The sequence below is a fragment of the Microbacterium sp. PAMC22086 genome (genome assembly GCF_019443525.1).
Classification (GTDB): Bacteria; Actinomycetota; Actinomycetes; order Actinomycetales; family Microbacteriaceae; genus Microbacterium; species Microbacterium maritypicum.
Genome location: NZ_CP080380.1, coordinates 2789945 through 2816488, shown reverse-complemented (window position 1 = coordinate 2816488; position 26544 = coordinate 2789945). Strand labels below are relative to the sequence as shown.

The following is a 26544-nucleotide window of genomic DNA, read 5'->3' as shown; positions in this document are numbered from 1 at the left end:
CGCATTCGTGTGCACCCGAGGCCCGCGCAGGCTTGGAGCGACATCGTGACACCGAAGAACACCACTGACCCCGAGGAGAACTCGCTGGGGGTGCTCGACGAAGCCGCGTCTCTCGACACGGCAGTGATCGGCATCCTCGGCGGGACGGCCCAGGTCAGCGTGGCCCTGCCCAGGAGCGACGACGACGATGACCTCGCCGACGACGGTGTGGTCGACGGCGAGGTCATCGGCGACCTCGTGATCGATCCGCCCCCCGCCGTGGGATCGACGACGAAGACGAAGTCGCTTCCGAAAGCACCCCGTCCCGACCCCGTGCCCGCAGCCGCAGCCGCAGACGCAGCCGCGCAGGACGCGGAGCCCGACGAAGCGCCGGTCGTCGAAGCGGCGTCAGAGGTCGAGCCTCCTGCGGAACCGGCTGTCGTCACGGGTATGATCGACGAGCCGCTCGTCATCGAACCGATCGTGATCGAGGTGACGGCACTCGAATCGGCCCCCGTCGCGGATGCCGTCGTCGATGCGGTCGTCGTCGATGACCAGGTGTCCGAGACGATCGCCGACGATCGAGACACCGCCGACCAGCACGCAGCGGAGGAAGTCGCCGCCGCCCAGTTCCTCGCCAAAGCTCTGTCCGAGATCGAGACGGCGACGCCGGCACCGGCATCCGCCGTGCAGGCGGCCACCGAGAAGGAGACCACCGTGTCCACTCCTGAAGAGAGGTCCGTCGTGCCGCAGCCCGCTCGGGCGGCAGCGCGAGCGGATGTGACGCTGACCTCGAAGCGCCTGGACGATCTGGGCGAGTCCTCGCGCGAGTCCGCCGATCTGCTCACCGCCGACCGGCTGCTCGACCCGCACCGCATCACGAAGCCGGAGCCCGAGGGGGCATGGAGTCATTTCCTCTACGCCGTCTCCGGTCGGCGCATCAACATCGGCGACGGTCGCCGTGCGCGGGAGCGGAAGGCGCTCTCGGCGAGGATCGCGGCGCCACTGGCCGGGGGAGCGCGGTTCGTCCCCGTGCTGTCCCGCAAGGGCGGGGTGGGCAAGACGACGATCACCGCGCTGCTGGGCATGGCTCTCGCCGACGCCCGCGAGGATCGTGTGATCGCGGTCGACGCCAACCCCGACCGCGGAACGCTCGCGGAGCGCATCGTGCGCCCGCACCACAGCAAGTCCGTGCGCGATCTCGTCCGGATCCACGACGACGTCAAGGGATACCACGACATCTCCGCGATCGTGGCCCGGGATGCGACCCGCCTCGACGTCCTCGCCTCCGATGCCGACCCTCGCATCGCCGAGGCCTTCAGCGACAGCGACTACCGGGATGTTGCCGGCGTCGCCGCACACTACTACTCGCTCGTCCTCACCGACACGGGCACGGGCATCGTGCACTCGGTGATGTCGGCGACTCTCGATCTCGCCGATCAGATCGTCATCGTCTCCGGTCTCAGCGTCGACGAGGCCCGGCTCGCCTCCGAGACGCTCACGTGGTTGGAGACCAACGGGTATGAGGAGCAGGCGCGCGAGGCGATCGTCGTCCTCAACCAGTCGACGCCGGGGACGCCGCTCGTGCGCCTGAACGAGTTGCAGGCGCACTTCGCCACTCGGGCGCGGAGCGTCGTCCGCGTGCCCTACGACCCGCAGATCGCCGGGGGAGGGACCATCGTGTTCGCGAATCTCCTGCCGGAGACGCGGATCGCAGCCCGTGAACTCGCCGCGCTGCTCGTCGAGGGCCTGCGGGCCAAGGCCGCCTGATGGCCGTCCGCGAGATCCGCATCTTCGGAGACCCCGTCCTGCGGGCGGTCTGTGCGCCGGTCGAGGAGATCGATGACGGAGTGCGTGCGCTGGTGGCAGACCTGGTAGACACCGTGGAGCTGCCCGGTCGCGCCGGAGTCGCTGCGCCCCAGATCGGTGTCGCTCTGCGCGCCTTCAGCTACAACATCGACGGCGACATCGGCTACGTGATCAACCCAGTCCTGACCGAGGTGCGCGGAGAGCCCGAGCCGACGGGGGAGGGCTGCCTCTCGGTCCCCGGACTCTGGCACGACGCGCAGCGTCATCCCTGGGCTCGTGTCGAGGGGATCGACCTCGATGGCAACCCCGTCGTCCTCGAGGGCGACGGCCTGCTCGCACAGGCGCTGCAGCACGAGACCGATCACCTCGACGGCAAGCTCTTCCTGACCCGTCTCGATCCGCAGACGCGCAAGGTCGCCATGCGTGAGGTGCGCGAAAGCGCCTGGTTCTGATCCTCAGAGCATGAAGAAGGGCCCCGCAGCTTGCGGGGCCCTTCTTCGATCTCGGCGCGTCAGCCGCCGATCGGGACGTTCGTCGTCGCGACGGGCTCGTCGTAGATCGCGGCGATCTCGTCGGCGAAGTCGTTCATGATGATGTTCCGCTTGATCGAGAGCTTCGGGGTCAGATGTCCGGAGGCCTCTGTCCATTCGGAGTCGAGGATCGTGAACTTGCGGATCGACTCCGCACGCGAGACGCGAGCATTCGCGGCATCGACAGCACGCTGCACTTCGGCGCGCACACCCTCGTTCTTGGAGGCGTCGACGAGCGACATCTTCGCGTCGAGGCCATTGTTCGCCAGCCACGTCGGGAGCATCTCGGGGTCGAGCGTCACGAGCGCCGAGATGAACGGACGCTGATCGCCGACGACGACCACCTGGCCGATGATCGGGTTCGCGCGGATCGGGTCCTCGAGCGCCGCGGGGGCGACGTTCTTGCCGCCGGCCGTGACGATGATCTCCTTCTTGCGCCCCGTGATCGTCAGGAAGCCCTCGGAGTCGAAGCTGCCGATGTCGCCGGTGTGGAACCAGCCGCCTTCGCTGAAGGCCTCAGCTGTCGCCTCGGGGTTGTTCCAGTACTCCTTGAACACGTTGATGCCGCGGACCTCGATCTCGCCATCGTCTGCGAGACGCACGCCGACGCCGGGGAGCGCGGGACCGACGGTGCCGATCTTCGACTTGTCGGCCAGGTTCACGGTGGCGGGAGCGGTGGTCTCGGTCAGGCCGTAGCCCTCAAGGATCACCACGCCGAGGCTGTGGAAGAAGTGCCCGAGCCGCGAGCCGAGGGGAGCGGAGCCCGAGACGGCGTAGACGACGTTGCCGCCCATGGCCTCGCGGAGCTTGCTGTAGACGAGCTTGTTGAACAGGGCGAACTTGAGCTTCATCCCGAAGGGGATCGGCTTGCCCGCCTCGAGCAGCTTGGAATGCTCGATGGCGACATCGGCCGCGGCGCGGAAGATCTTGCCCTTGCCGCCGGCCTCGGCCTTCTGCTCCGCGGAGTTGTAGACCTTCTCGAACACGCGGGGGACCGCGAGGAGGAAGGTGGGCTTGAACGATCCGAGTGCCGGCAGGAGCTGGCGGGTGTCGGGCTGGTGGCCCGTGCGCACTCCCGCGTGGACGTCGAGGATCGAGATGAACCGGGCGAACACGTGCGCGGTCGTGATGAAGAGGAGAGTGGATGCTCCGGGTGTCTGGACGACCTCATCAAGGGCCTTGGCCGAGTTGCGGGACAACTCGACGAAGTTGCTGTGCGTGAGCACGCATCCCTTCGGGCGCCCGGTGGAGCCCGACGTGTAGATGAGGGTCGCGATGTCGGATCCGACCGCCAGACTGCGCCGGCGCTCGATCTCGGCGTCGGTCACCGAGGCGCCCTGTGCGGTCAGGGTGTCGATGGCTCCGAGGTGCAGCTGCCACACCTCACGGATCAGGGGAAGGTCGCCGCGGACCTCGTCGACACGGGCGAAATGCTCCGGCGACTCCACCATGAGCGCGATCGCTCCGGAATCCTCGAGGATCCACTGGATCTGCGAGGGCGAACTGGTCTCGTAGATCGGCACCATCACGGCACCTGCGTAGAAGAGCGCGAAGTCGACGAGCGTCCATTCGTACGTGGTGCGTGCGAGGAAGCCGACCTTCTCGCCCGGCCGGATGCCCGCAGCGGCGAAGCCCTTCGCGAGCGCGATCACGGCCGTCTGGAAGTCCGCGGCGGAGATGTCGCGCCAGCCGTCTCCCTCGGGGACCGAGAACAACGCACGATCAGGGGTGGCTTCGACACGCTTCACCAGAAGGTCGGCGACGTTCGCGTCGGGATCGGCGGGGACGATCGCAGGGACTTCAAACTGGACCACGGCAGCTCCTTCGGTACCGGTCGGGCACGGACTTGGCTACGAGTCTAGGGCATGGAACCGAGTCGCGCCTTGGGTGAAACTGGGTCGCTCGCGGGCTCGACGCCGGAAGAGGCTTCCGACAGACGCCGGGCGCGGCGCTAGACTTCACCACGATGTTCTACTGGCTGATGAAGTACGTGGTGATCGGCCCCGTGGTCAAGGCGGTATTCCGCCCCTGGATCGTGGGGCGGAACAACGTGCCCGCGAACGGCGCGGCGATCCTCGCGAGCAATCACCTCTCCTTCGCCGATTCGATCTTCCTTCCCCTGGTGATCGACCGGTCGATGTCCTTCCTCGCGAAGAGCGACTACTTCACCGGCCGCGGCATCAAAGGCTGGGCGACGAAGTTCTTCATGAAGGCCACAGGGCAGATCCCCATCGACAGATCGGGTGGCAAGGCCTCCGAGGCCTCGCTGAACACGGGGCTCCAGGTTCTCGGCGGAGGCGACCTGCTCGGGATCTACCCCGAGGGCACGCGCAGCCCGGACGGCAAGCTCTACCGAGGGCGCACCGGCATCGCCAGGATGGCGCTCGAGGCGAAGGTCCCTGTCGTGCCGGTGATCATGGTCGACACCGACACGGCGATGCCCATCGGTCGGCGGCTGCCGCGCATCGTGCGCGTCGGCATCGTGATCGGGGAGCCTCTCGACTTCTCCCGTTACGCGGGGATGGAGAACGATCGCTACATCCTGCGATCGGTCACCGATGAGATCATGGTGGCCCTGCAGAGGCTCGGTGAGCAGAAGTACGAAGACGTCTACGCCTCGACGGTCAAGGAGCGGCTCCCGAGTCGCGTCACATAGGCCTCGCGCGGATCTGGGCGGCACCAGTGACCACTAGGCTGGAACGCATGCTCCCGCACCACATCGAAGCCCTTGATGCATGGCGCTCGCTTCCCATCAAGCAGCAGCCGCAGTGGCCCGACGCGGACCGCGTCGCCGACGTCTCCCAGCAGATCGCGACCCTTCCGCCTCTGGTCTTCGCCGGCGAGGTCGACAACCTTCGCGACCGGCTCGCGCGCGCCGCATCCGGTCAGGCATTCCTGCTCCAGGGTGGCGACTGTGCCGAGACCTTCGCAGGGGCGACCGCCGAACAGATCCGCAACCGCATCAAGACGGTGCTGCAGATGGCCGTCGTGCTGACCTACGGCGCCTCGATGCCCATCGTCAAGATGGGCCGCATGGCGGGACAGTTCGCGAAGCCGCGTTCGAGCGACTCCGAGACCCGTGGCGATGTCACGCTGCCGGCTTACCGCGGCGACATCGTGAACGGCTACGACTTCACCGAGGGGTCCCGCACGGCCGACCCCGGTCGCCTGCTCCAGGGCTACCACACGGCGGCGTCCACGCTGAACCTGATCCGCGCGTTCACGCAGGGTGGTTTCGCCGACCTCCGCGAGGTGCACTCGTGGAACAAGGGCTTCGCGCAGAACCCGGCCAATCAGCGCTACGAGCGCATGGCCGCCGAGATCGACCGCGCGATCAAGTTCATGGAGGCCGCGGGCGCGGACTTCGACGAGCTGAAGCGCGTCGAGTTCTTCACCGGGCACGAGGGCCTGCTCATGGACTACGAGCGCCCGATGACGCGTATCGACTCGCGAACGGACACCCCGTACAACACGTCTGCGCACTTCCTCTGGATCGGAGAGCGCACGCGCGAGCTCGACGGCGCGCACGTCGACTACTTCTCCAAGATCCGCAATCCCATCGGCGTGAAGCTCGGACCGACCACGTCGCCGGACACCGCCCTCGCTCTGATCGACAAGCTGGATCCCGAGCGCGAGCCCGGCCGACTGACGTTCATCACCCGCATGGGAGCGGGCAAGATCCGCGATGCTCTTCCGCCCCTGCTCGAAGCAGTTCGCGACTCCGGCGCGCAGCCCCTGTGGGTCACCGACCCGATGCACGGCAACGGCATCACCACGCCGACCGGCTACAAGACTCGTCGCTTCGACGACGTGGTCGACGAGGTGCGAGGCTTCTTCGAAGCGCACCGTGCCGTGGGTACGTTCCCCGGCGGCATCCACGTCGAGCTCACCGGTGACGACGTCACCGAGTGCCTCGGTGGTTCGGAGCGGATCGACGAAGCGGCCCTGGCCACGCGCTACGAGAGCCTGTGCGACCCGCGACTGAACCACATGCAGTCTCTGGAGCTCGCCTTCCTCGTCGCTGAGGAGCTTGAGAAGCGCTGACGCTCCCGTCGCGAAGACGAAAGAAGCCGCCCTCCCGGAATCATCGGGGAGGGCGGCTTCCTTCGTCGGTGGGTTCGTGCTCTTGCAGCAACCGACGCGGGAGCGCTCAGCCGCTCAGTTGGATCGAGAGGTTCACGGTGCCGCCGCGGGGGAGGGACTTGTCCGTACCAGGATCCTGGCCGGTGACTCTCGCCATCTCGGCGAAGCCCGGCAGATCGCCCCAGGCGGCGTAGGTCGATTTGAACCCCTTGTCGGCGAGGATCTTCTTGGCCTCGTTCAGGGTCTTCCCCGAGACGTCGGGCACGGGGAATAGCTCCGGCCCCTTCGAGACGATGAGCTGCACGTTGTCGCCGGGCCGCCAGTTGCCTTCTTCCGCACGGTCGGCCACACCGATGACGACATCCTTGGCGACGCTGTCGCTGAACGTGTACTGCGGCTCGGCGGTGACGGTGAGGCCCTTGTCCGAGAGGGTGGAGGTCGCCTCGCCGATCGACATGCCCGCGACATCGGGGAACTCGCCGGACGAGACGTACAGCTCCACCGTGTCGTCTTCGAAGACCTCGCAGCCGTCGCCGCAGATGTATGCCTCTCCGCCGGCTCTCGGGGTGACATAGGCGTTGATGACGATGCCGGCGTCGGCGTCGGAGAACAGCATCAGCGACGTGTCCGTGACGTTGACGTTGAGGCCGTCGAGGTAGTCGCGGGCGTCTTGCTCGGCGCGTCCGTTCAGGGGGTCGAGAGTGTGCGCGGCGGGTCCTGCAGAGACGATCACCGTGACCGAGGCGCCCTTGTCGAGTCGCGAACCCTCGGCAGGGTCGGTCTCGATCACGGTCCCGGCGGGGATGTCGATGGAGAACTCGTCCTTCTGCGCGGGGACGAAGCCGGCCTCGGTCAGCGTGGAGGCGGCCGCGTCGTAGGTGCCTCCTGCAACGGCAGGCACCGCGATCAGCGAGCCGGGGCCGGAACCGAACCACCAGCCCACACCACCGGCGAGCACCGCCAGCAGGAGCACGAGAGTGAGGAGGAACGCTCCGCGCGCGCGGCGCTTGGACGCGCGTCGCCGCAGGAGGGTCGCATTGTCGAGCGCGGCGGGGACGGGAGCCGTGGGGTCGGCGATCACCATGGTTCCCGGCATCACCTTGGTGAGGTCGCCGGAGTCGCCGTGGCTGTGCTGCGCAGCCGTGGCTCTGGCCGCCGTCGGGGTGACGCCGAGGTCGCGTTCGATCTCCCGCAGGCGCTCGAGCATCTGCTGAGCGTCGTCCGGTCGGTCGTCCGGGGACTTCTCCGTGGCCCAGAGCACGAGCTCGTCGAGCTGCTCCGGCACGGCGGGATTGCGAACGCTCGGGCGCGGGACAGACTCCGTGGCGTGCTGGAAGGCGATCTGCATCGGCTGCTCGCCCTTGTAGGGCTGCTCGCCGACCAGCATCTCGTACAGCATGATGCCGAGCGCGTAGATGTCGCTGCGGGCGTCGGCGGTGCCTCGGGTGACGAGTTCGGGGGCGAGGTAGGCGATCGTCCCCAGCAGCTGCTGTCCGGTCGCGGTGTTCGCGGTCGTCGCTCGTGCGAGTCCGAAATCGCCGATCTTGATGCGGCCGTCCTCCGCGAGGAGGACGTTCTCCGGCTTCACGTCGCGATGCACGATTCCGGCGCGGTGTGCGGCCGAAAGACCGGCCAGGATCGCGTCCATGATCGTGATGGTCTGCGGGAGCGTGAGGCGCTTCTGCTCGCGGAGGAGCTCGCGCAGCGTGATTCCGGGCAGGTACTCCATGACGAGGTACGCCAGCTCGCCGTCCTGCCCCTGGTCGAACACGTTGACGACGTGCGGATCCGCCAGGCGGGCCGCGGCCCTCGCCTCCTGGATGAAGCGGCTCTGGAAGGCCGAGTCGTCGCTGAGGTGCGCGTGCATCACCTTGAGGGCGATGCGCCGTTCGAGACGGAGGTCGGTCGCGACATAGACCGTCGCCATGCCTCCGCGGGCGATGCGGGCGCGCACACGATAGCGGCCGTCGACAAGCCGCCCGATGAGGGGGTCGGCTTGCTGATTGGTCGTCACGTCAGAATTCTATGGAGAACTGCCTGAAAGACAGGGGAGCGCCTCACCCCTCGGGCCTGCGGGTTTTCCCGGATGTCGTCAGCTGTAGAGAGCGAGCCAGGCATATGCTTGGGCCTCCCACTGGCCGTACCTGTCCGGATACGCCGAGATCTGCACCGCCTGCGCCGCCGCTGTGAACGGCATGCTGTCCCAGCCGGGGATGTCCAGGAGCCCGCGGGTCGCCTGTCCGTTCGGGTCGCTCTGACCGCCGTAGAACACGCGTGTGCTCCGGTCCGCGTCCATGATCTGCGCCGGGGTTCCCCACCCTGTGCTCGGACGCTGCTGGAAGATGCCGAGCGAATCGCGGTCGCCCCAGTCGAGGTTGCGCAGCCCCGACTCGACCATCCCGGTCGCGAGGGCGATGGCGATGGCCCGGTCGTTGACGCCGATCTCGCGACCGATGCGGATGATGAGCGCCGCGTTCGCCCCTTGCTCCGCGGAGAGCGTCGTCGCCTGCTGTCCGCCCGTGGAGGCGGGAGCAGTCGTCGCGGGGGCGGGGGTCGGCGCCCCCTGCAGGGACAGGGTCTGGCCGGGATAGATGATCGACGAGGGGCCGAGCCCGTTGGCGGCATACAGCGTCTGGGTCGTCGTGCCGTATCTCTGCGCGATGCCGAACAGGGTGTCTCCTGCGGCGACGGTGTGCGTGGCGGCGGATGCCGGAGCGGGGGTCTGAGCCGGAGCAACTGCCGGTGCGGCCGCCGCACTGCTCCCGGAGACGACGAGGCTCTGACCGGGGAAGATGATCGACGCGCGGTCGAGGCCGTTCGCCGAGAGCACGGCGTCGACGGTCGTGCCGTATCTCTGAGCGATGGCGTACACGGTGTCGCCGGCGACGACCTGGTGCGTGGCCGCGGCGGCGGGTGCTGGAGCGGCGGCGGGGGCTGCGACCGCTCCGGGCTGGAGCGTCAGACTCTGGCCGGGGTGGATCACGGAGCGCCAGGAGAGGCCGTTCGAGGTGAGGACGTCGACGGTGCGCAGCCCGAAGCGCGTCGCGATCGCCGAGACCGTGTCACCTGGCTGGACGACGTAGCTCGGTGGTGCCGCTTCGGTGGGAGCCACCCGTACGGGGAGGAGGCGCTCGCGTTCGACGGTGGCGGTGCCCACGGGGGAAGCCGCGCTGGCCGGTGCGGCGGTGAGCGTGGTCGCGAGGGCGCCGAGCACGGCCGCAGGCACTCCGATCTGCAGATGTCGCGTTCGACGCGTGGCGGTCTTGAATGTCAAGGCTTGCCCCCTTTTCGAGTTTTTCACGCTGACACGGATGTAAACAGAAGTCAACTGAAGTGACGCAAGTGAAGGATGTGACTGGAGGGTCGACATGCGACGGTCACGCAGAGGTGAGATAGTGGGCAACGTGTCTGAGAACGTTGCTGGAACCCCTGCCGCTGCCGCCATCGAGTGGTTGACGATGCCCGACCTCGTCGAGGTGCTCGACGAGCCCCTCGGCCGTGTGCGCCGTCTGATCGACGAGCACTACCTGGTCGGATCCACTCGCAGCGGAGTCTTCGCGGTGCCGTCGGTGTTCATCGTCGATGGACACCCGCTGAGTTCTCTGCGGGGAACGGTGATCGTCCTGCAGGATGCCGGCTTCACGGACGACGAGCTGATCGACTGGCTCCTCGCCGACGAGGAGAGCCTCGGTCGCTCGCCGATCGACGCCCTGCTGGCCGGGCACAAGAGCGCGGTCCGACGCCTCGCTCGTACCCTCGCCTGACCGCAGGATCGCTCAGGAGGAACGCACCGTCGCCGCCCGCGCGAGCTCGCGCAGTTCGCCGACGGCCGCGTTGTCGAGCCGGGCGCCCGATAGTGCGCGATCAGCCTCGCGCGCATAGTCGGCGATCATCGCCTCGACCTGTTCCAGCGCGCCTGAATCGGTGATGGTCGCCTGCAGGAACGACACCTGCTGCGGCGTCAGTTCCGTGTCTCCGAGCATCTCGTCCAGGAGATTGCGCGCGGAAGCGTCGAGGGTCTGCCGGGTGAGGGCGATCAGCACTGTGCGCTTGCCCTCGCGCAGATCGTCTCCGGCCGGTTTCCCCGTGACGGATGCGTCGCCGAACACGCCGAGCACGTCGTCCCGGAGCTGGAAGGCCATGCCGACCGGGTGCCCGAAGCGGCGCAGCGCCGCCATCTGATCCGCGTCGGCCCCGCCGAAGGCTCCTCCGAGGACCAGCGGCTGCTCGATGCTGTACCTGGCGGACTTGAGCGATGCCACACGAAGAGCCCGTTCCGCATGGAGGCCGCCGTCGTTGACGCTCCACGCCGATTCCTCGGCGATGTCGAGGAACTGGCCAGTGGTGACGTCTCTTCGCATCCTGGCGTACTCGGAACGCACGGTGAGTGCCTGAGGCTGCCCCTCCAGCGCCGACTCCAGCAGGTCATCGCTCCAGGCGACCAGGAGATCTCCCAGGAGGATGGCGGATGCCCGACCGAACGCCTCCGCATCTCCCGACCATCCGGCGGCGCGGTGCGATGCCTCGAGCGCACGGTGCGCTGCGGGGCGACCGCGGCGGGTGTCGGAGTTGTCGATCAGATCGTCGTGGACGAGCGCGGCCGACTGGAAGATCTCCAGTGCGGTGCAGATGTCCCACAGAGCATCGGACTCCGTCGCATCTCGGTCGTGGAACCTGGCCACGGCGCGCCAACCTGCATGGCAGAACCGCGCACGAAGCCGCTTGCCTCCGTCCAGCGTGGCGGCGGCGACGGAGAGGAAGGATGCCGCATCGGGGCCGTACTCCATCGATTCGTCGCGCATCCGCGCGAGGAAGCGGTCGAGATGTGCGGCGACGGCGTCGGGTACAGGGGAGGAGGACGACACGACTCCCAGCATACGTAAAGCAAGGGGACGCCGAACTGCTAGCCCCGGACGTCTCGTCGCGCGTAGAATGGAAGGCACGATACCCGAGGGGGACGAAATGCCACTCTCCGAACAGGAGCAGCGTCTGCTCGACGAGATGGAACGCCATCTCCTTCACAACGATGCCGACGTGGTGACCGCGCCGTCCGGCGATCGAGCATTGAGCTACCGAAATCTCGTCTACGGTGCACTCCTCCTGCTCGCCGGCGTCGGCGGTCTGGTCGCCGGAGTCATCCTCAGCGGCGTCTGGGGCATCGTCGTCGGCGTCGTCGGTTTCGCCGCGATGCTCGCCGGCGTCATGGTCGCCGTCACTCCCGTGAGGCGAACGAGCGCGGCTGAGCCCCGAGAGCGTTCCGCTCCCAAGCGGCAGGAGTCCGCCTCGTTCATGGATCGAATGAACGACCGGTGGGATCGCCGCCAGGACGGGCACTGACCGACCTCGATACTTCACGACAGAAGCCCGGATGCTGAGCATCCGGGCTTCTGCCGTTAACCCCCGCGGGGAACGGGCCATCTCGATGGGTGGGAAAACCCTCCACTAGCCCTCCACCTTCCTCCACCGCGTAATTCCGCGGCTCTTCAGCGCGCCGATCGTCGTCGGCATGCGTTGCCTGCGGATTGGTCGTAGGTATGTGGAGGAAAGTGGAGTAAAGTGGGGCGCACCTCGAGTTGGCCGGACGCAGAGGGGGTGATGGCCGATGTTGCTGGGTACGCACTCACCGAAGCTGGACGACAAAGGACGGGTCATCCTTCCTGCGAAGTTCCGCGAAGACCTCGGCGGCGGCATCGTCGTCACCCGAGGCCAGGAGCGGTGCCTCTACGTGTTCAGCACGGCCGAGTTCGAGGCGATGCACGAGCGGATCCGTCAGGCCCCGCTCGCCAACAAGCAGGCGCGTGACTTCATGCGACTGTTCCTCTCCGGAGCCAGCGCGGAGATGCCAGACAGCCAGAACCGCATCACCATCCCGGCGCACCTGCGTCAGTACGCAGGCCTGCAGAAGGAACTCATCGTCACCGGAGTCGGCGCCCACGCCGAGATCTGGGATGCCGAGAGCTGGAACGCCTACCTCGCCGCCGGCGAGGAGACCTACTCCGACCTCGAGCAGGAGGTGATTCCGGGACTCTTCTGACCACGGCTGTGATGCCCCGCCGCTCCCGCCCCGACACACTTCCCCGGTGCCGGGTCGAGAAGCGGAGGGGGATCAGAGCCGAAGGTCACCCCGAGAAAGATCATGAACCTCCGAGACATACACACCCCCGTCCTGCTCGACCGCTGTGTCGAGCTGCTCGCTCCCGCCCTCCAGGCGGACGGAGCGGTGCTCGTCGATGCCACCCTCGGCATGGGAGGCCACTCCGAGGCACTGCTCGAACGCTTCCCGAACATCCGTCTGGTCGGACTCGACCGCGACACCGACGCGCTGCGCATCGCGGGGGAGAGGCTCGCTCGCTTCCGTGATCGCGTCACTCTCGTGCACACGGTGTACGACGAGATCGGGCTGCACGCGCAGGGCGCTTCGGGGATCCTGTTCGATCTCGGCGTCTCGTCCCTGCAACTCGACGAGGCCGAGCGCGGGTTCGCGTATTCGAAGGACGCCCCGCTCGACATGCGGATGGATCAGACGAAGGGTGTCACCGCCGCTGACGTGATCGCCACCTACAGCGAGGGCAACCTCCGCCGCATCTTCGAACGCTACGGCGAGGAGAAGCTCGCCGGCCGCTACGCCCGCTTCATCATCGACGCGCGTCAGAAGCAGCCGATCACGCGCTCCGGCGAGCTCGTCGAGATCCTGATCGCGGCGACGCCCGCAGCGGCGCAACGCGCCGGTCACCCGGCCAAGCGCGTGTTCCAGGCGCTGCGCATCGAGGTGAATGCGGAGCTCAACGTGCTCGCAGACGCGATTCCGTCGGCCATGGACGCGCTCGGCGTCGGAGGACGCATCGTCGTGATGTCGTACCAGTCGCTCGAAGATCGCCTCGTGAAGCAGGCGTTCGCCGCCGCTTCCTCCTCGACCGCACCCGCCGGGCTCCCGGTCGAGCTCCCCGAACATGCTCCGCGCTTCCGCATCCTGACCAAGGGCGCAGAACTCGCAGACGATGACGAGCGCGCGCGCAACCCGCGCGCGATCCCGGTGCGCCTGCGCGCCGCCGAGAAGCTGCGGGAGAGCGTATGAGCCTGAATGCCGTCGTCCGCAAACCGGTGCAGCCGGTCGCACCGGAGCGGACCCCGCAGCGGAAGCTGCAGCCGGTCACCCAGCCGGCCGTCCGTCGCAAGCCGAAGCTCGCCTACGCCCTCGTCGCACTCGGTGGAGCGCTCGCGATCGGTGCCGCGCAGATCGCACTGTCGCTCGCCATCACCCAGGACTCGTTCACCCTTGCCAGCCTCTCGTCGCAGCAGCGCGAATTGAACCTCAAGACCCAGGCGCTCCAGGAGGAGCTCACCGGCGTCAGTTCGCCGCAGGTACTGGCGGGCAATGCCGCCGGACTCGGCATGGTCGTGGCGGGCTCGCCGTCCTACCTGCGCCTCAGCGACGGAGCCGTCTTCGGCATCGGGGTCGGCGCCGACTGGACATCCACGGTCAACCCCGCCGGCGTCGGAGCCGTGAGCAACTCGCTCATCGTGGAGCCGCCGCCTCCTCCTCCTGCGGAGGCTGAGGACGGGACGGCCACGACCGAGCAGCCGGCGCAGGAACTCCCGCCGTCGATCACCGACGGCCTCCCCAGCCCCACGACGCACTGACACCCACGATCGACGGAGAGATCCCATGACGACACGAGCCACCCGCGGACCGCGGCGACGCACCGTCGTCGCCCTCGCCGTGATCCTCTCGGTGCTGGTCGCCTTCGTGGTGCGGCTGGTCGATATCCAGGTGGTCAGCGCCGACGAGCACGTCTCCGAGTCGCTCGAGCACCTGGGCGCGAGCTCGGCCATCCCCGGGCAGCGCGGTTCGATCCTCGACGCCGACGGCACGGTCCTGGCGTCGAGCGTGATGGTCTACGACGCGCAGCTCAGCCCGCAGGTCATCATGCTGGTGGAGGAGAAGGACCCGAAGCTGCCCTGGGCCGAGGCCTCGGACAAGATCGCGGCCATCACCGGACAGACCGGCGAGGAGGTTCGCGCGTTGGTGTCGAACGCTCTCGCCGAGAACCCCAACAGCCAGTACGTGGCCCTCAAGCGCGGACTCAACACCGACCAGTTCATGAAGCTCAAGGCGCTGGGCGTTTCCTCCTACTTGAGCATGCCGCCACGCGAGACGCGGGTATACCCGAACGGCGCGGTCGCCGGCAATCTCCTCGGCTTCCTCGACAACTCGGGCGAAGCGCAGGCCGGCGTCGAGAAGCTGGACGACTCGTGCCTGGCTCCCATCGACGGGGAGGAGACGTACCGCAAGGGCAAGGACGGCGTCGTGATCCCCGGGAGCGAGCGCACCATCGACGCCGTGAACGGCGGTTCCGTGCAACTGACCATCAACAGCGACCTCAACTGGTACCTGCAGCAGATGATCGCCGAAGAGGCCCAGACCCAGGGCGCCAAGGGCGGCACGGTGACGGTCGTCGAGGTCAAGACGGGCAAGATCCGCGCTGCGGCCGAGTGGCCGGCGCTGGACCCGAACGACCTCGACGCCTCGACACCGGCGACCAGGGCGAGTCAGATCTTCCACCGCGACTTCGAGCCCGGATCGACCTTCAAGGCCGTCACCGCGGCTGCAGCCATCGAGGGCGCTGGACTGACGCCCCTCAGCACGGTGAGCGCTTCCTCTCGCGAGAAGTTCCCGAACGGCGCCGTCGTCAACGACGCGTTCAGCCACCCCGCCTACAACTACACCCTCGCCGGTGGACTCATCGACTCGTCGAACGTCGCGCTGTCGAAGTTCGGCACCATGGTGAGCCCCGAGGTGCGGTACGACTACCTCGAGCGGTTCGGCGTCGGCGAGAAGACGCTCGACTTCCCGTCCGAGGTCGGGGGGATCCTGCACCCGGTCAGCGACTGGGACAACCAGTCGCTCTACACGACGACATTCGGGCAGTACTTCACCGTGACGGCCGCCCAGCTCGCCGGCGCCTACCAGGCGATCGCGAACGGCGGCGAGAAGATCGATCTCTCGCTCGTCGAGTCGTGCACCGGAGCCGACGGCACCGTCACCGAGGCGGCGGATCCGACGCACGAGCAGATCATCCAGGAGCAGACGGCCGCCGAGCTCACCCGGATGCTCGAGAACGTCGCGGTGCAGGGCGGCAACGCCGAGCGCATCCAGGTTCCCGGCTACCGTGTGACCAGCAAGACCGGTACCGCGCAGGTCTCCGACGGGAACGGCGGCTACAAGGCCGGGGTCTACTACACCAGCATGGTGGGCTTCGCGCCGGTCGACGATCCGCAGTACGTCGTCGTGGTCACCCTGGACGAGCCGACTAAGGTTGTATCGTCCGCGGCCACCGCATCCGCCTTCCAGAAGGCGATGACGCAGGTGATGAAGACCTATCGCGTGATGCCGTCCTCTGCCCCGATGGACGAGCTCCTTCCCAAGTTCGGATAGTCGGCGAGAGCCGCGCATGGAGATGACATGATCGCCCTGACGCTCGCTGAGATCACCGCTGCTGTCGGCGGTGATCTGCGCGTGGCCGGAGAAGACACGACCGAGACCGTGGTCGACGGACTCGTCGACACCGATTCACGCACGATGGGCCCCGGGTCGATCTTCGTGGCCAAGCCCGGAGCCGAGACCGACGGCCACCGCTTCGTCGGTGCCGCCGCCGAGGCAGGCGCCGTGCTGGCGATCGTCGAGCACCCCGTCGACGTCGCCGTCAGCCAGATCGTCGTACCGGATGCGGTCGCAGCTCTCGGCGCCCTCGCGAAGGAGGTCGTCGCGCGCGTCCGTGCCGGCGGAGGCCTTCGCATCGTCGGCATCACCGGATCGAACGGCAAGACCACCACCAAGAACTTCCTCGCGCGCATCCTCGAAGCCGAGGGCGAGACCGTCGCCCCCGTGAAGTCGTTCAACAACGAGGTCGGCGCTCCCGTCACCATGCTCCGGGTCACCGAGAGTACCCGATTCCTCGTGAGCGAGTTCGGAGCCGCGGCACCGGGGAGCATCGCTCACCTCGCAGGCCTCGTGGAGCCCGATGTCGCCGTCGTGCTGATGGTCGGTATGGCGCATGCTGGGGGATTCGGCGGGATCGAGGCGACGGCGAAGGCGAAGGCCGAACTGGTCGCCGCCGCCCGCGTGCCCGGAACCGCAGTGCTCAACGTCGACGACGCCAGGGTCGCCGCCATGCGCGACCTCGCGGACTCCCGCGGGCTGCGCACGGTCGGCTTCGGCCAGGGCCCCGCAGCCGACGTGCGCGCGCACGACATCCAGGTGTCTGCCGCCGGGACCGCATGCGTCGTCGAGGTCGACGGCGACCGACTGCCCCTGCGGCTCCGCGTGCTCGGTGCGCATCACGTCTCCAACGCCCTGGCCGCGATCGCCGCCGCGCACGTGCTCGGTGTCGCCCCCGCCGACGCGGTCGCCCGCCTCGAGACGGTCGAGATCGCCGAGCGGTGGCGCATGCAGCCCCTGGGCAGCGACCGGGTGCGGATCATCAACGATGCCTACAACGCCAGCCCCGACTCCATGGCGGCCGCCCTGCGCACACTCGCGCAGATCACCGGCCCCGAGGAGCGCACGGTCGCGGTGCTCGGTGCCATGAGCGAGCTCGGCGAGAGCGCAGGGGAGGAGCACGACCGCATCGGGCTGCTCGCGGTGCGCCTCAACATCCGCCGGATCGTGGTCGTCGGACCCGAGGCGCGGCGGCTGTACCTCGCCGCGGTCGGTGAGGGTTCCTGGGACAGCGAGGCCGTGCATCTACCCGACCAGGACGCGGCGTTCGAATACCTCCGCACCGAGCTCCGCGACGGCGACCGCGTGCTCGTGAAGTCATCCAACTCCGTGGGCCTCCGGCATCTCGGCGATCGTCTGGGAGAATTGTTCTCGTGAGGTCTCTCATCATGTCGGCGGCGATCTCGCTCGCCTTCACCCTGTTCTTGACTCCCGTCTTCCTCCGGCTCTTCCGGAAGTGGGGCTGGGGGCAGGTCATCCGTACCCCGGAGTCCGTCCACAACCCCAGCCATGAGGCCAAGCGCGGCACCCCCACGATGGGCGGTGTCATCTTCATCGTCGGCTCGATGGTCGGCTACTTCACCGGCGTGCTGGTGAGCGGTGAAGTCCCCGCCCTCTCCGCGCTGCTGGTGATCTGGCTGATGGTCGGATTCGGTGCCGTCGGATTCATCGACGACTACATGAAGGTGCGCAGCCAGCGCAGTCTCGGGCTCTCGGGCTGGCGCAAGGTGATCGGCCAGCTGCTGGTCATCATCCCCTTCGGCATCGTCGCGCTGAACTTCCCGAACAAGTGGGGTCAGACACCGGCGAGCTCTGCCATCTCGCTGTTCCGCGACATCACCTGGCTCAATCTCTTCGCGTTCGGCGTGGTGCTCGGCTGGATCCTCTACCTCGTGTGGATCTCGATCATCGGCGTCGCGACCTCGAACAGCGTGAACCTGACGGACGGTCTCGACGGGCTCGCCGCAGGCGCCGGCGTCATCGTCGTCGGCGCTTACAGCGTCATCGCCTTCTGGCAGTTCAAGCAGCCCTGCATCGGCGGCGATCCCGATGCCCTCGGCGGGTGCTACGAGGTGCGCGACCCGTTCAACCTGGCGATCATCGCCGCCTCGTTCGCCGCGAGCCTCATCGGATTCCTCTGGTGGAACGCGCCCAAGGCGAAGGTCTTCATGGGCGACGTCGGCTCGATGGCGATCGGCGGCGTCATCACCGCGATGGCGATCCTGACCCGCACCGAGCTCCTCCTGCTCGTGATCGCCGGCGTCTTCGTCCTGTCCTCCGGGTCCGTGATCCTGCAGCGCACATACTTCAAGCTCACCCGCGGCAAGCGCCTCTTCCTGATGAGTCCGTTCCATCACCACCTCGAGATGCGCGGGTGGTCCGAGGTCACGATCGTGGTGCGGATGTGGATCATCGCCGGGCTGCTCGCCGTCTCGGCCGTCGGACTCTTCTATGTCGAATGGCTGACGCGTGTCGACTGACCGTCTGGCAGGGCTGACGAGCTGGAACGCCGACTGGCGCGCTCTGCGCGTCGCCGTGCTCGGTCTCTCCATGACGGGCTTCTCGGTGGCGGACACGTTGGCCGAGCTCGGCGCCGACGTGCTCGTGCTGAGCGAGTCCGCCGAGGAGGAGTACGAGCGTCTGCTCCCGGTCATCGGCGCGAGGCTCGAGCTGGGTCCGCTCGATGAGGTTCCCAGCGTCCTCGTCGACTTCGACCCCGAGGTGATCATCGCGTCGCCCGGCTTCTCTCCCGCTCACCCGCTCATCCGTTGGGCGCAGGAATCCGGCATCGCGATCTGGGGTGACGTCGAACTCGCCTGGCGCGTGCGGGACAAGGTCGTCCGGCCCGACGGCACACCGGCGGACTGGGTGCTCATCACCGGGACCAACGGCAAGACGACGACGACCCAGCTGACGGCCACGCTGCTCGTCGCGGGCGGGCTGCGAGCGGCTCCGTGCGGCAACATCGGCGTACCGGTGCTCGACGCCGTGCGCGACCCTGCCGGCTTCGACGTGCTCGTGGTCGAGCTCTCCAGCCACCAGCTCTGGTATCTGGGGCAGTCGAGTCCCGAGGGAGAGCTGTTCCCCTACGCATCGGTGTGCCTCAACCTCGCAGACGACCACCTCGTCTGGCACGGGAGCGCAGAGGCCTACCGCGACGCGAAAGCTGTGGTGTATCGCAACACCAGGATCGCGTGCGTCTACAACAAGGCCGACGAGGCCACCCGGCGGATGGTCGAGGAGGCGGAGGTCGTCGAAGGCGCTCGGGCGATCGGTTTCGATCTGGGCATCCCCGGACCGAGCGATCTCGGCGTGGTGGAGGGACTGCTCGTCGACAGAGCGTTCCTGGACGATCGCTCGCGCAGCGCCCTCGAGCTGACGACCGTCGCCGATCTCGACGCCGCGGGTCTCGCCGCCCCCCACGTCGTGCAGAACATCCTCGCCGCGAGCGCCCTGGCGCGTTCACTCGGCGTCGAGCCGGAGGCCATCCACACCGCGCTTCAGTCCTTCCGGCTCGATGCGCACCGCATCCAGGTGATCGCCCGGCACCGTGGCATCACCTGGATCGATGACTCCAAGGCGACGAACCCGCACGCCGCGGCGTCGTCGCTGCGCGCGTACCCCGGATCTGTGTGGGTGCTCGGCGGAGATCTGAAGGGCGTCGACATCTCCGACCTCGTCTCCGAGGTCGGAGCGACGGCACGTGCTGCCGTCGTGATCGGGGTCGAGCGCTCCGCCGTGGTCACGGCATTCCGGCGACACGCGCCCGGGGTGCCGGTGTTCGAGGTGGATGCTGGCGAGACTGGACAGGTCATGAACCGTGTCGTGGAGATCGCCGCGGGAATCGTCGACGACGAGGGAACAGTCCTGCTGGCCCCGGCGGCGGCATCCTTCGATCAGTTCTCCGGCTACGCGGAACGAGGCCATCGCTTCGCCGAGGCGGTGCGGGACTGGATCGACCGGGGGAGCGCCGATGACACAGGTATCTCGCCCTCCGCGCTCTGAGTCGGGCGGACTCGCAGCCCGGGTGTCGCTCGGACGCCGGTTCACCCCGGTGTCCACCGAGTTCCTGCTCATCGCTTCGACCGCACTTCTCCTCACGCTCTTCGGTCTCGTCATGGTGCTCTCGGCGACGAGTGCGACCGCCGTCTCCAAGGGTGTCAACCCCATGGACGGCGTGCTGCGCCAGGGAGTGTTCGCGCTCCTCGGCATCCCGCTGATGTTCCTGATCAGTCGCCTGCCCGTCGACTTCCTCAAGAGGATGGCATGGCCGGCGCTGTTCGGTGCCGTGGCGCTGCAGATGCTGGTGTTCACGCCGCTGGGCATCGAAGACGGTGGAAACCGGAACTGGGTGAAGATCGCGGGCTTCACGCTGCAGCCCTCCGAGTTCCTCAAACTCGCCCTGGTCCTGTGGATCGCGGCCGTCCTCCTGCGTAAACGCACGATGCTCGGCACCTGGCATCACGTGTTCATCCCGGTGATCCCGGTCGGTGCGCTCGCGATCGGCACGGTGCTCGCGGGTAAGGACCTCGGTACCGCCATGGTGCTGGTGCTCATCCTGCTCGGGTGCCTCTTCTTCTCCGGGGTCAAGCTCCGGCTGTTCATCATTCCGTTGATCCTCGGCATCATCGCCGTGCTCGCCTACGCGCTGTCGAGCGAAGACCGCATGCGGCGCATCACGGCGACCTGCGACAACATGGCGCTCTACTACACTGACTGCTACCAGTCGATCCATGGGATCTGGGGGATGGCCACCGGTGGCATCTTCGGTCTCGGACTCGGGAACTCGCAGGAGAAGTACGGGTGGCTCCCGGCCGCGGGCAACGACTTCATCTTCGCCATCGTCGGTGAGGAGCTCGGCCTGATCGGCTGCATCGTCGTGCTCGCCCTGTTCACGTTCTTCACGATCGGCGCCTTCCACATCATCCGCAAGACCCCGGACCCGTTCATCCGGGTGGCGGCCGGCGGCATCACGGTGTGGATCGTCGGCCAGGCCGTCATGAACATCGGTGTCGTCATCGGCGTCTTCCCGGTGATGGGCGTCCCGCTCCCGTTCATGTCCCAGGGCGGCACGGCCCTGCTCGCGGTGCTGATCGCGTGCGGTGTGCTGCTCGCGTTCGCGCGCACGATCCCCGTGACCGAGAAGCAGTCAGCCGAGCGGGGTAGGGTCACCAGGTGACTTCGTATCTCCTCGCCGGCGGTGGCACCGCCGGTCATGTCAATCCCCTGCTCGCGGTCGCGGATGGTCTTCGCGCGCGCGATGCCGACGCGTCCGTCCTCGTGCTCGGCACGGCCGAGGGGCTGGAGTCCCGTCTCGTCCCTGCCCGCGGCTACGAGCTCCTGATCGTCGACAAGGTCCCGTTTCCCCGGCGCCCCAACCGGCAGGCCTTGTTCTTCCCTGGGCGCTTCCGCCGGGCCATCGCCCAGGTGCGCGCCCACATCCGTCGGCACGGCATCGACGTGGTGGTCGGCTTCGGCGGGTACGCCTCAGCCCCGGCGTACGTCGCCGCCCGTCGGGAGGGTGTGCCCTTCGTGGTGCACGAGGCCAATGCCAAGCCGGGGCTGGCGAACGTGCTCGGTGCCCGCCGCGCGGCCGCAGTGGGCGTCGCCTTCGAAGGCACCCCGCTGCGCGGCGGCGAGGTCGTCGGCATGCCGCTACGCCAGGAAGTGATCGCCCTCGACCGCGCGGCTTCCCGCGCGGAGGCCGCGGAGTACTTCGGCCTCGACGTCGAGCGGCCCGTGCTCCTCGTCTTCGGGGGGTCGCTGGGCGCCCAGCGTCTCAACGAGGCGCTCGAGGACTCGTGGCGCGACATCCTGGACACCGGGTGGCAGCTGCTGCACGTCACGGGAGAGCGCAGCGACCTCCCCGACCCCGGCGTCACCGGCTACGCCCTGCGCCGTTACGTCGACCGCATGGATCTCGCCTTCGCGCTGGCCGATCTGATCGTCTCCCGGTCCGGGGCGGCGACCGTGAGCGAGATCAGCGCCCTGGGTATCCCCGCACTCTACGTGCCCTATTCCGTGGGCAACGGCGAGCAGCGTCTGAACGCCGCCTCCGCTGTCGCGGCCGGGGCCGCCGAACTCCTCGACGATGCCACGTTCGACGGTGACGCGGTTCGGCGCATCGTGGTCCCGCTGCTCGGGGACTCGGCGCGGATCGCGCGGATGGCGGCGGCCGCGGAATCGGCCGGCACCCGCACGGGCACCGAGAACGTCATCACTCTCATCGATCGCGCACTCGTCGCCGCCTGACGCGGTCGGTGAGACCGAAGAAAAGTAGACTGAAGCGGACATGATCAGACCCGACCTCTCCCTCCCCATTCCCGACACGATCACCGCCGCGCACTTCATCGGCATCGGCGGTTCCGGCATGAGCGGTCTCGCGAAGATGTTCCTCGACGCCGGTATCCGGGTCTCCGGCAGCGACCGTGCCGACAGCGACAACCTGCGGGCACTGGCCGCCGCGGGAGCGACTGTTCACGTCGGTCACGACGCCGCCCATCTCGGCGACGCCGACACGGTCGTGCACACGGGCGCGATCTGGCCCGAGAATCCCGAGTTCGTGACGGCGAAGGCCCGCGGACTCCACGTGATCCATCGTTCGCAGGCACTGCACTGGCTGGTCGGCTCCCGTCGCCTCGTCTCGGTCGCAGGTGCGCACGGAAAGACGACGTCGACGGGCATGATCGTCACGGCGCTGCGTGAGCTCGGCGCCGACCCGCACTTCGTCAACGGCGGTGTGATCGAGCAGCTCGGTGCGTCGAGCGCGACGGGTTCCGGCGAGCTCTTCGTCATCGAGGCCGACGAATCCGATGGCACGTTCCTGCTGTACGACACCGCGGTCGCGCTGATCACCAACGTGGATCCCGACCACCTGGATCACTACGGTTCGGACGAGGCGTTCCACCAGGCGTTCGTGCAGTTCGCTGACGCCGCCACCGAGGCTGTCGTGATCTCCAGCGACGATGCCGGGGCGCTGCGGGTCGGCGCCGGGCTCTCGCATCCGAACATCCTCACCTTCGGTCAGGCCGAGGGTGCGAATGTGCGGGTCACCGACATCGTCGCCGCAGGTCCCGTCGCTGCGACGCTGACGCATGGCGAGGAGCAGGCGCGTATGCAGCTCGCCGTTCCCGGTGTGCACAACGCCATCAACGCGGCGGGAGCGGTCACGGTTCTGCGCGCGCTCGGCTACCCGCTCGCCGACGCCGTGCGCGCCGTCGAGGGGTTCGCGGGCACCGTGCGTCGCCTGGAGCAGCACGGCGTCGAGCGCGGCGTCACGGTGTACGACGACTACTCGCACCATCCCACCGAGGTCCGCGCGGCTCTCGAGGCGATGCGCAGCATCGCCGGGGAGGGGCGGATCATCGCGATCCAGCAGCCCCACACGTACTCCCGCACGCAGCACATGTACCAGGAGTTCGCCGACGTGCTCGAGGAGTTCGCCGATCACACGGTGATGCTCGACGTGTACGGAGCCAGGGAAGACCCTGTGCCCGGAGTCACCGGTGAGCTGGTGAGCGGAGCCTTCCGCGACCCGTCGCACGTGCACTACGTCGCGGACTGGCAGCAGGCGGCCGACTACACGGCGACGGTCGCACGAGACGGCGACTTCGTCGTCACGCTCGGCTGCGGAAACGTCTACCAGATCATTCCGCAGGTCCTGGATTCGCTGCGTCGGACCCACGAGGCGTAGCCGATGCGTCGGCCCGCACCGCTTCCGACCACCCCGGGGCGCCCGGGGGAGGAGGCCGCCGCGCCGGCGGCGACGTCTCGCCGACGACGTCGCGACGCCGGAGTGGAGGAAGAGCTCGCCTCGATCGACGCGATGACTCCCGGCGACAGCGCGCACGACGACTCGGGCGATGACCCGCAGCCGACATCGACGCGAGATGTCTGGCGTGCGGCGCGTGCGCGACGCAAGGCGCTTCGCGCCGAGATCCGACGCTTCACCCAGCGATCCCGACGGCGCAGGATCATCTGGTTGAGCAGCATCGGCGCCGCGCTCCTGCTCGTCGGGGGCAGCGTCGCGGCGGCCTACAGTCCGCTCTTCGCCGTGCAGAAGATCACCGTCGACGGTGCCACGAGCCTCGACCCCGCAGTGATCGAGGCCGCCCTCGGCGACCAGCTCGGAACCCCCCTCGCGCTCGTCGATTCGAGCAAGGTGAAAGCGGCGCTGCTCGCCTTCCCGCTCATCGAGACGTATGCCCTCGAAGCGCGCCCGCCGCACGACCTCACGGTGCGCATCGTGGAACGCACCCCGGTGGGCGTCGTCCGTTCGGAGGCCGGCTACACGCTGGTGGATGCCGCCGGTGTCGCCCTCTCCACCACCTCGGATCAGCCGGCGGGGCAGCCGGTGATCGACGTGGAGGGTGGTGTGGATTCCGCGGCTTTCCGCAGCGCCGGTCTCGTCGTCCGCTCTCTGCCTTCCGACGTGCGCGCCGCCTTGACCGGCATCAGGGCCACGACGGCCGATGACGTGACCCTGACTCTCAGCAGCGGGCTGACGGTCGTCTGGGGGAGCGCCGAGAAGTCCGCGCTGAAGGCCATCGTCCTCTCGAAGACCATGGCGGCGAAACCGGATGCCGCCTCGATCGATGTCACTTCTCCCGAGGTCGCGGTCGCGGGCTGATCGCTTTCGCGGGGCAATGGCGCGACACGCCCGTGTCTTCGCGCGCACGCGGCCGGGCGGCGCTTACCTTCGATCAAAGAGAACGCAATACCGGGAAATACTTTACACCTCTACTTGAGGTTTAAGGTTCACCCACTTCCAGGCTCGAATAATCGGAGGCCGGCCATGAGCCAGAACCAGAACTACCTCGCCGTGATCAAGGTCGTCGGCGTCGGCGGTGGCGGCGTCAACGCCGTCAACCGCATGATCGATCTCGGCCTCCGCGGAGTCGAGTTCATCGCCGTGAACACCGACGCCCAGGCGCTGCTGATGAGCGACGCCGACGTCAAGCTCGACGTGGGCCGCGAACTCACCCGCGGCCTCGGTGCCGGTGCCGACCCCGAGGTGGGGCGTCGTGCCGCCGAGGACCACGCCGAAGAGATCGAGCAGGCGCTGACCGGCGCCGACATGGTCTTCGTCACGGCCGGCGAGGGCGGTGGCACCGGAACCGGCGGCGCGCCCGTCGTGGCTCGCATCGCGAAGTCCATCGGTGCCCTCACCATCGGTGTCGTGACCAAGCCGTTCTCGTTCGAGGGTCGTCGTCGCCAGAGCCAGGCCGAGGCCGGCGTGTCCAAGCTCAAGGAAGAGGTCGACACCCTCATCGTGGTGCCGAACGATCGTCTCCTCGAGATCAGCGACCGCGGCATCTCGATGATCGAGGCCTTCGCCACCGCTGACCAGGTTCTCCTCGCCGGTGTGCAGGGAATCACCGACCTCATCACGACCCCGGGTCTCATCAACCTCGACTTCGCCGACGTGAAGTCGGTCATGCAGGGCGCGGGATCCGCGCTCATGGGCATCGGATCCGCACGCGGCGCCGACCGTGCGATCAAGGCCGCCGAGCTGGCCGTGGAGTCTCCGCTCCTGGAAGCGAGCATCGAGGGCGCGCACGGCGTGCTCCTCTCGATCCAGGGTGGCTCGAACCTCGGCATCTTCGAGATCCACGATGCGGCCGACCTCGTCAAGGAAGCCGCTCACCCGGAGGCGAACATCATCTTCGGTACCGTCATCGACGACACGCTCGGCGACGAGGTGCGGGTGACGGTCATCGCGGCAGGCTTCGACGGCGGCGAGCCCTCTCTGCGTCTGGACCCGATGGTCGTGTCTCGGCCGGCCGCGACGACGCTTCCCGAGGTCGCGCTCACCGAAGAGACCGAGAGCAAGACCGAGACGGTCAAGCCCGAGCCCGTGCAGCAGCGTGTGCCGGCGACCAGCATCGAGCCGGCCTTCGCGGATGACGACATCGACATCCCCGAATTCCTGAAGTGACCCCGCCGGTCGACGCCTCGGGGTCGTCCCTCCTGGCGGCGCGGCTGTCGGCGATCGACGAGAAGATCGCCGTGGCCGCGCACGCTGCAGGGCGTAGCGCCGAGGAGATCACCCGCATCGTGGTGACGAAGTTCCACCCGGCATCCCTGGTGCGCGACCTGTACGAGCTCGGTGTGCACGACGTCGGCGAGAACCGCCAGCAGGAGCTGTCGGCCAAGCAGGGCGAACTCGCGGCTCTGGATCTGCGCTGGCATTTCATCGGGCAGGGGCAGACGAACAAGGCTGCCGCGATCCGCTGGAGTGCGGGCGTCGTGCATTCGGTCGATCGCGATCGATTCGCCGATGCCCTCCACCGGGCGGCGGACGGCGACGATCGGCTCGACGTGCTCGTGCAGATCAACCTCACCGATGATCCCGGTCGCGGGGGAGCCACGCCCGCTCAGGCGGTCGCACTCGCCGAGCACGTCCTGGCGCTGCCGTCGTTGCGTCTGCGCGGCGTCATGGCCGTGGCGCCCCTCGACGAGGAGCCCGCATCGGCCTTCGCCCGTCTGCGTGATGTCGCCGACGGCGTCCGCGCAGTGGAACCCTCAGCCTCCTGGATCTCTGCCGGGATGACCGGAGACTTCGTCGAGGCGATCGCCGCCGGCGCGACACACCTGCGGATCGGCTCCGCAATCACCGGCCCCCGACCAGACCGGGGTTAACCT

At 68.1% G+C, this 26544-nt stretch carries 23 protein-coding genes; 19 read left to right on the top strand and 4 right to left on the bottom strand.

From position 1 onward, the window contains the following. The first annotated feature begins 45 nt into the window (after nt 1–45). Nucleotides 46–1749 (top strand): MinD/ParA family protein, encoded by a 1704-nt coding sequence (locus KY497_RS13970; RefSeq protein WP_219869293.1) that lies wholly within the window; start codon nt 46–48, stop codon nt 1747–1749. Continuing rightward, nucleotides 1749–2240: a peptide deformylase gene (def, locus tag KY497_RS13965; protein WP_017830211.1), complete on the top strand. Its 492-nt coding sequence runs from the start codon at nt 1749–1751 to the stop codon at nt 2238–2240. Before KY497_RS13970 ends, def begins: the two co-directional genes overlap by 1 nt. Before the next feature lie 59 nt (nt 2241–2299). On the opposite strand, the gene KY497_RS13960 is transcribed toward def, so the two are convergent. Next, nucleotides 2300–4132: a long-chain fatty acid--CoA ligase gene (locus tag KY497_RS13960; protein ID WP_055867306.1), complete on the bottom strand. Its 1833-nt coding sequence runs from the start codon at nt 4130–4132 to the stop codon at nt 2300–2302. 152 nt (nt 4133–4284) lie between these two features. Between KY497_RS13960 and KY497_RS13955 the strand changes: the two genes are divergently transcribed. Both KY497_RS13955 and KY497_RS13950 read left to right on the top strand, forming a co-directional pair. Next, nucleotides 4285–4974 (top strand): 1-acyl-sn-glycerol-3-phosphate acyltransferase, encoded by a 690-nt coding sequence (locus tag KY497_RS13955; RefSeq protein WP_017830213.1) that lies wholly within the window; start codon nt 4285–4287, stop codon nt 4972–4974. 47 nt (nt 4975–5021) lie between these two features. Continuing rightward, nucleotides 5022–6362 (top strand): class II 3-deoxy-7-phosphoheptulonate synthase, encoded by a 1341-nt coding sequence (locus KY497_RS13950; RefSeq protein WP_055867309.1) that lies wholly within the window; start codon nt 5022–5024, stop codon nt 6360–6362. A gap of 106 nt (nt 6363–6468) precedes the next feature. Here the strand turns inward: KY497_RS13950 and pknB are convergent, their stop codons facing one another. Beyond that, on the bottom strand, nt 6469–8415 hold the full coding sequence (gene pknB / locus KY497_RS13945) for a Stk1 family PASTA domain-containing Ser/Thr kinase (protein WP_141386200.1): 1947 nt from the start codon (nt 8413–8415) through the stop codon (nt 6469–6471). A gap of 78 nt (nt 8416–8493) precedes the next feature. Beyond that, on the bottom strand, nt 8494–9675 hold the full coding sequence (locus KY497_RS13940; RefSeq protein WP_219869292.1) for a LysM peptidoglycan-binding domain-containing protein: 1182 nt from the start codon (nt 9673–9675) through the stop codon (nt 8494–8496). 184 nt (nt 9676–9859) lie between these two features. On the opposite strand from KY497_RS13940, the gene KY497_RS13935 reads away from it, so the two are divergent. Beyond that, on the top strand, nt 9860–10165 hold the full coding sequence (locus KY497_RS13935) for an Rv2175c family DNA-binding protein (RefSeq protein WP_055867317.1): 306 nt from the start codon (nt 9860–9862) through the stop codon (nt 10163–10165). A gap of 12 nt (nt 10166–10177) precedes the next feature. Here KY497_RS13935 and KY497_RS13930 read toward each other — a convergent pair whose 3' ends face one another. Then, nucleotides 10178–11266, bottom strand: a complete 1089-nt coding sequence (locus tag KY497_RS13930) for a polyprenyl synthetase family protein (protein ID WP_218682063.1) — start codon at nt 11264–11266, stop codon at nt 10178–10180. Nucleotides 11267–11363: 97 nt separating this feature from the next. Here KY497_RS13930 and KY497_RS13925 point away from each other — a divergent pair, with 97 nt between their 5' ends. From KY497_RS13925 to KY497_RS13860, 14 genes are all read left to right on the top strand, one after another. Beyond that, nucleotides 11364–11738, top strand: a complete 375-nt coding sequence (locus tag KY497_RS13925) for a DUF3040 domain-containing protein (RefSeq protein WP_017830219.1) — start codon at nt 11364–11366, stop codon at nt 11736–11738. Between the two features lie 265 nt (nt 11739–12003). Continuing rightward, nucleotides 12004–12435, top strand: coding sequence for a division/cell wall cluster transcriptional repressor MraZ (mraZ, locus tag KY497_RS13920; RefSeq protein ID WP_017830220.1), 432 nt, complete (start codon nt 12004–12006; stop codon nt 12433–12435). A 102-nt stretch (nt 12436–12537) separates the two neighbouring features. Continuing rightward, nucleotides 12538–13476, top strand: coding sequence for a 16S rRNA (cytosine(1402)-N(4))-methyltransferase RsmH (rsmH, locus tag KY497_RS13915; protein ID WP_017830221.1), 939 nt, complete (start codon nt 12538–12540; stop codon nt 13474–13476). After that, nucleotides 13473–14042 (top strand): hypothetical protein, encoded by a 570-nt coding sequence (locus KY497_RS13910; RefSeq protein ID WP_219869291.1) that lies wholly within the window; start codon nt 13473–13475, stop codon nt 14040–14042. Before rsmH ends, KY497_RS13910 begins: the two co-directional genes overlap by 4 nt. 25 nt (nt 14043–14067) lie before the next feature. Then, nucleotides 14068–15837, top strand: a complete 1770-nt coding sequence (locus KY497_RS13905) for a penicillin-binding protein 2 (RefSeq protein ID WP_219869290.1) — start codon at nt 14068–14070, stop codon at nt 15835–15837. 27 nt (nt 15838–15864) lie between these two features. Next, nucleotides 15865–17277 carry a UDP-N-acetylmuramoyl-tripeptide--D-alanyl-D-alanine ligase gene (gene murF, locus KY497_RS13900; RefSeq protein WP_219869289.1) on the top strand — a complete coding sequence of 471 codons (1413 nt, stop codon included), beginning with the start codon at nt 15865–15867 and terminating at the stop codon, nt 17275–17277. Next, a complete protein-coding gene (gene mraY, locus KY497_RS13895) occupies nt 17274–18380 on the top strand; it encodes a phospho-N-acetylmuramoyl-pentapeptide-transferase (protein ID WP_017830225.1) in 1107 nt (368 codons plus the stop codon). Before murF ends, mraY begins: the two co-directional genes overlap by 4 nt. Then, the gene (gene murD / locus KY497_RS13890; RefSeq protein WP_141386196.1) at nt 18370–19905 is read left to right on the top strand and encodes a UDP-N-acetylmuramoyl-L-alanine--D-glutamate ligase; all 1536 of its coding nucleotides are present in this window, start codon (nt 18370–18372) and stop codon (nt 19903–19905) included. Before mraY ends, murD begins: the two co-directional genes overlap by 11 nt. Next, the gene (gene ftsW / locus KY497_RS13885; RefSeq protein ID WP_141386195.1) at nt 19874–21079 is read left to right on the top strand and encodes a putative lipid II flippase FtsW; all 1206 of its coding nucleotides are present in this window, start codon (nt 19874–19876) and stop codon (nt 21077–21079) included. Before murD ends, ftsW begins: the two co-directional genes overlap by 32 nt. Then, nucleotides 21076–22152 carry a glycosyltransferase gene (locus KY497_RS13880; protein ID WP_219869288.1) on the top strand — a complete coding sequence of 359 codons (1077 nt, stop codon included), beginning with the start codon at nt 21076–21078 and terminating at the stop codon, nt 22150–22152. The genes ftsW and KY497_RS13880 overlap by 4 nt, the downstream gene beginning before the upstream one ends. A gap of 40 nt (nt 22153–22192) precedes the next feature. Further along, nucleotides 22193–23593: a UDP-N-acetylmuramate--L-alanine ligase gene (murC, locus tag KY497_RS13875; RefSeq protein ID WP_219869287.1), complete on the top strand. Its 1401-nt coding sequence runs from the start codon at nt 22193–22195 to the stop codon at nt 23591–23593. Between the two features lie 3 nt (nt 23594–23596). Continuing rightward, on the top strand, nt 23597–24529 hold the full coding sequence (locus tag KY497_RS13870) for an FtsQ-type POTRA domain-containing protein (protein WP_141386193.1): 933 nt from the start codon (nt 23597–23599) through the stop codon (nt 24527–24529). 165 nt (nt 24530–24694) lie between these two features. Beyond that, complete coding sequence (gene ftsZ, locus KY497_RS13865; RefSeq protein ID WP_017830231.1) at nt 24695–25837, top strand: cell division protein FtsZ; 1143 nt, start codon at nt 24695–24697, stop codon at nt 25835–25837. Then, a complete protein-coding gene (locus tag KY497_RS13860; RefSeq protein ID WP_219869286.1) occupies nt 25834–26541 on the top strand; it encodes a YggS family pyridoxal phosphate-dependent enzyme in 708 nt (235 codons plus the stop codon). The genes ftsZ and KY497_RS13860 overlap by 4 nt, the downstream gene beginning before the upstream one ends. Nucleotides 26542–26544 lie beyond the last annotated feature (3 nt).

Coding starts and splice junctions, on each gene's coding strand:
- KY497_RS13935 (WP_055867317.1), top strand. CDS start 9,860: ATGCCCGACCTCGTCGAGGTGCTCGACGAGCCCCTCGGCCGTGTGCGC.
- KY497_RS13950 (WP_055867309.1), top strand. CDS start 5,022: ATGCTCCCGCACCACATCGAAGCCCTTGATGCATGGCGCTCGCTTCCC.
- murC (WP_219869287.1), top strand. CDS start 22,193: ATGATCAGACCCGACCTCTCCCTCCCCATTCCCGACACGATCACCGCC.
- def (WP_017830211.1), top strand. CDS start 1,749: ATGGCCGTCCGCGAGATCCGCATCTTCGGAGACCCCGTCCTGCGGGCG.
- KY497_RS13955 (WP_017830213.1), top strand. CDS start 4,285: ATGTTCTACTGGCTGATGAAGTACGTGGTGATCGGCCCCGTGGTCAAG.
- ftsW (WP_141386195.1), top strand. CDS start 19,874: ATGACACAGGTATCTCGCCCTCCGCGCTCTGAGTCGGGCGGACTCGCA.
- KY497_RS13905 (WP_219869290.1), top strand. CDS start 14,068: ATGACGACACGAGCCACCCGCGGACCGCGGCGACGCACCGTCGTCGCC.
- rsmH (WP_017830221.1), top strand. CDS start 12,538: ATGAACCTCCGAGACATACACACCCCCGTCCTGCTCGACCGCTGTGTC.
- KY497_RS13910 (WP_219869291.1), top strand. CDS start 13,473: ATGAGCCTGAATGCCGTCGTCCGCAAACCGGTGCAGCCGGTCGCACCG.
- KY497_RS13925 (WP_017830219.1), top strand. CDS start 11,364: ATGCCACTCTCCGAACAGGAGCAGCGTCTGCTCGACGAGATGGAACGC.
- murF (WP_219869289.1), top strand. CDS start 15,865: ATGATCGCCCTGACGCTCGCTGAGATCACCGCTGCTGTCGGCGGTGAT.
- KY497_RS13870 (WP_141386193.1), top strand. CDS start 23,597: ATGCGTCGGCCCGCACCGCTTCCGACCACCCCGGGGCGCCCGGGGGAG.
- mraZ (WP_017830220.1), top strand. CDS start 12,004: ATGTTGCTGGGTACGCACTCACCGAAGCTGGACGACAAAGGACGGGTC.
- ftsZ (WP_017830231.1), top strand. CDS start 24,695: ATGAGCCAGAACCAGAACTACCTCGCCGTGATCAAGGTCGTCGGCGTC.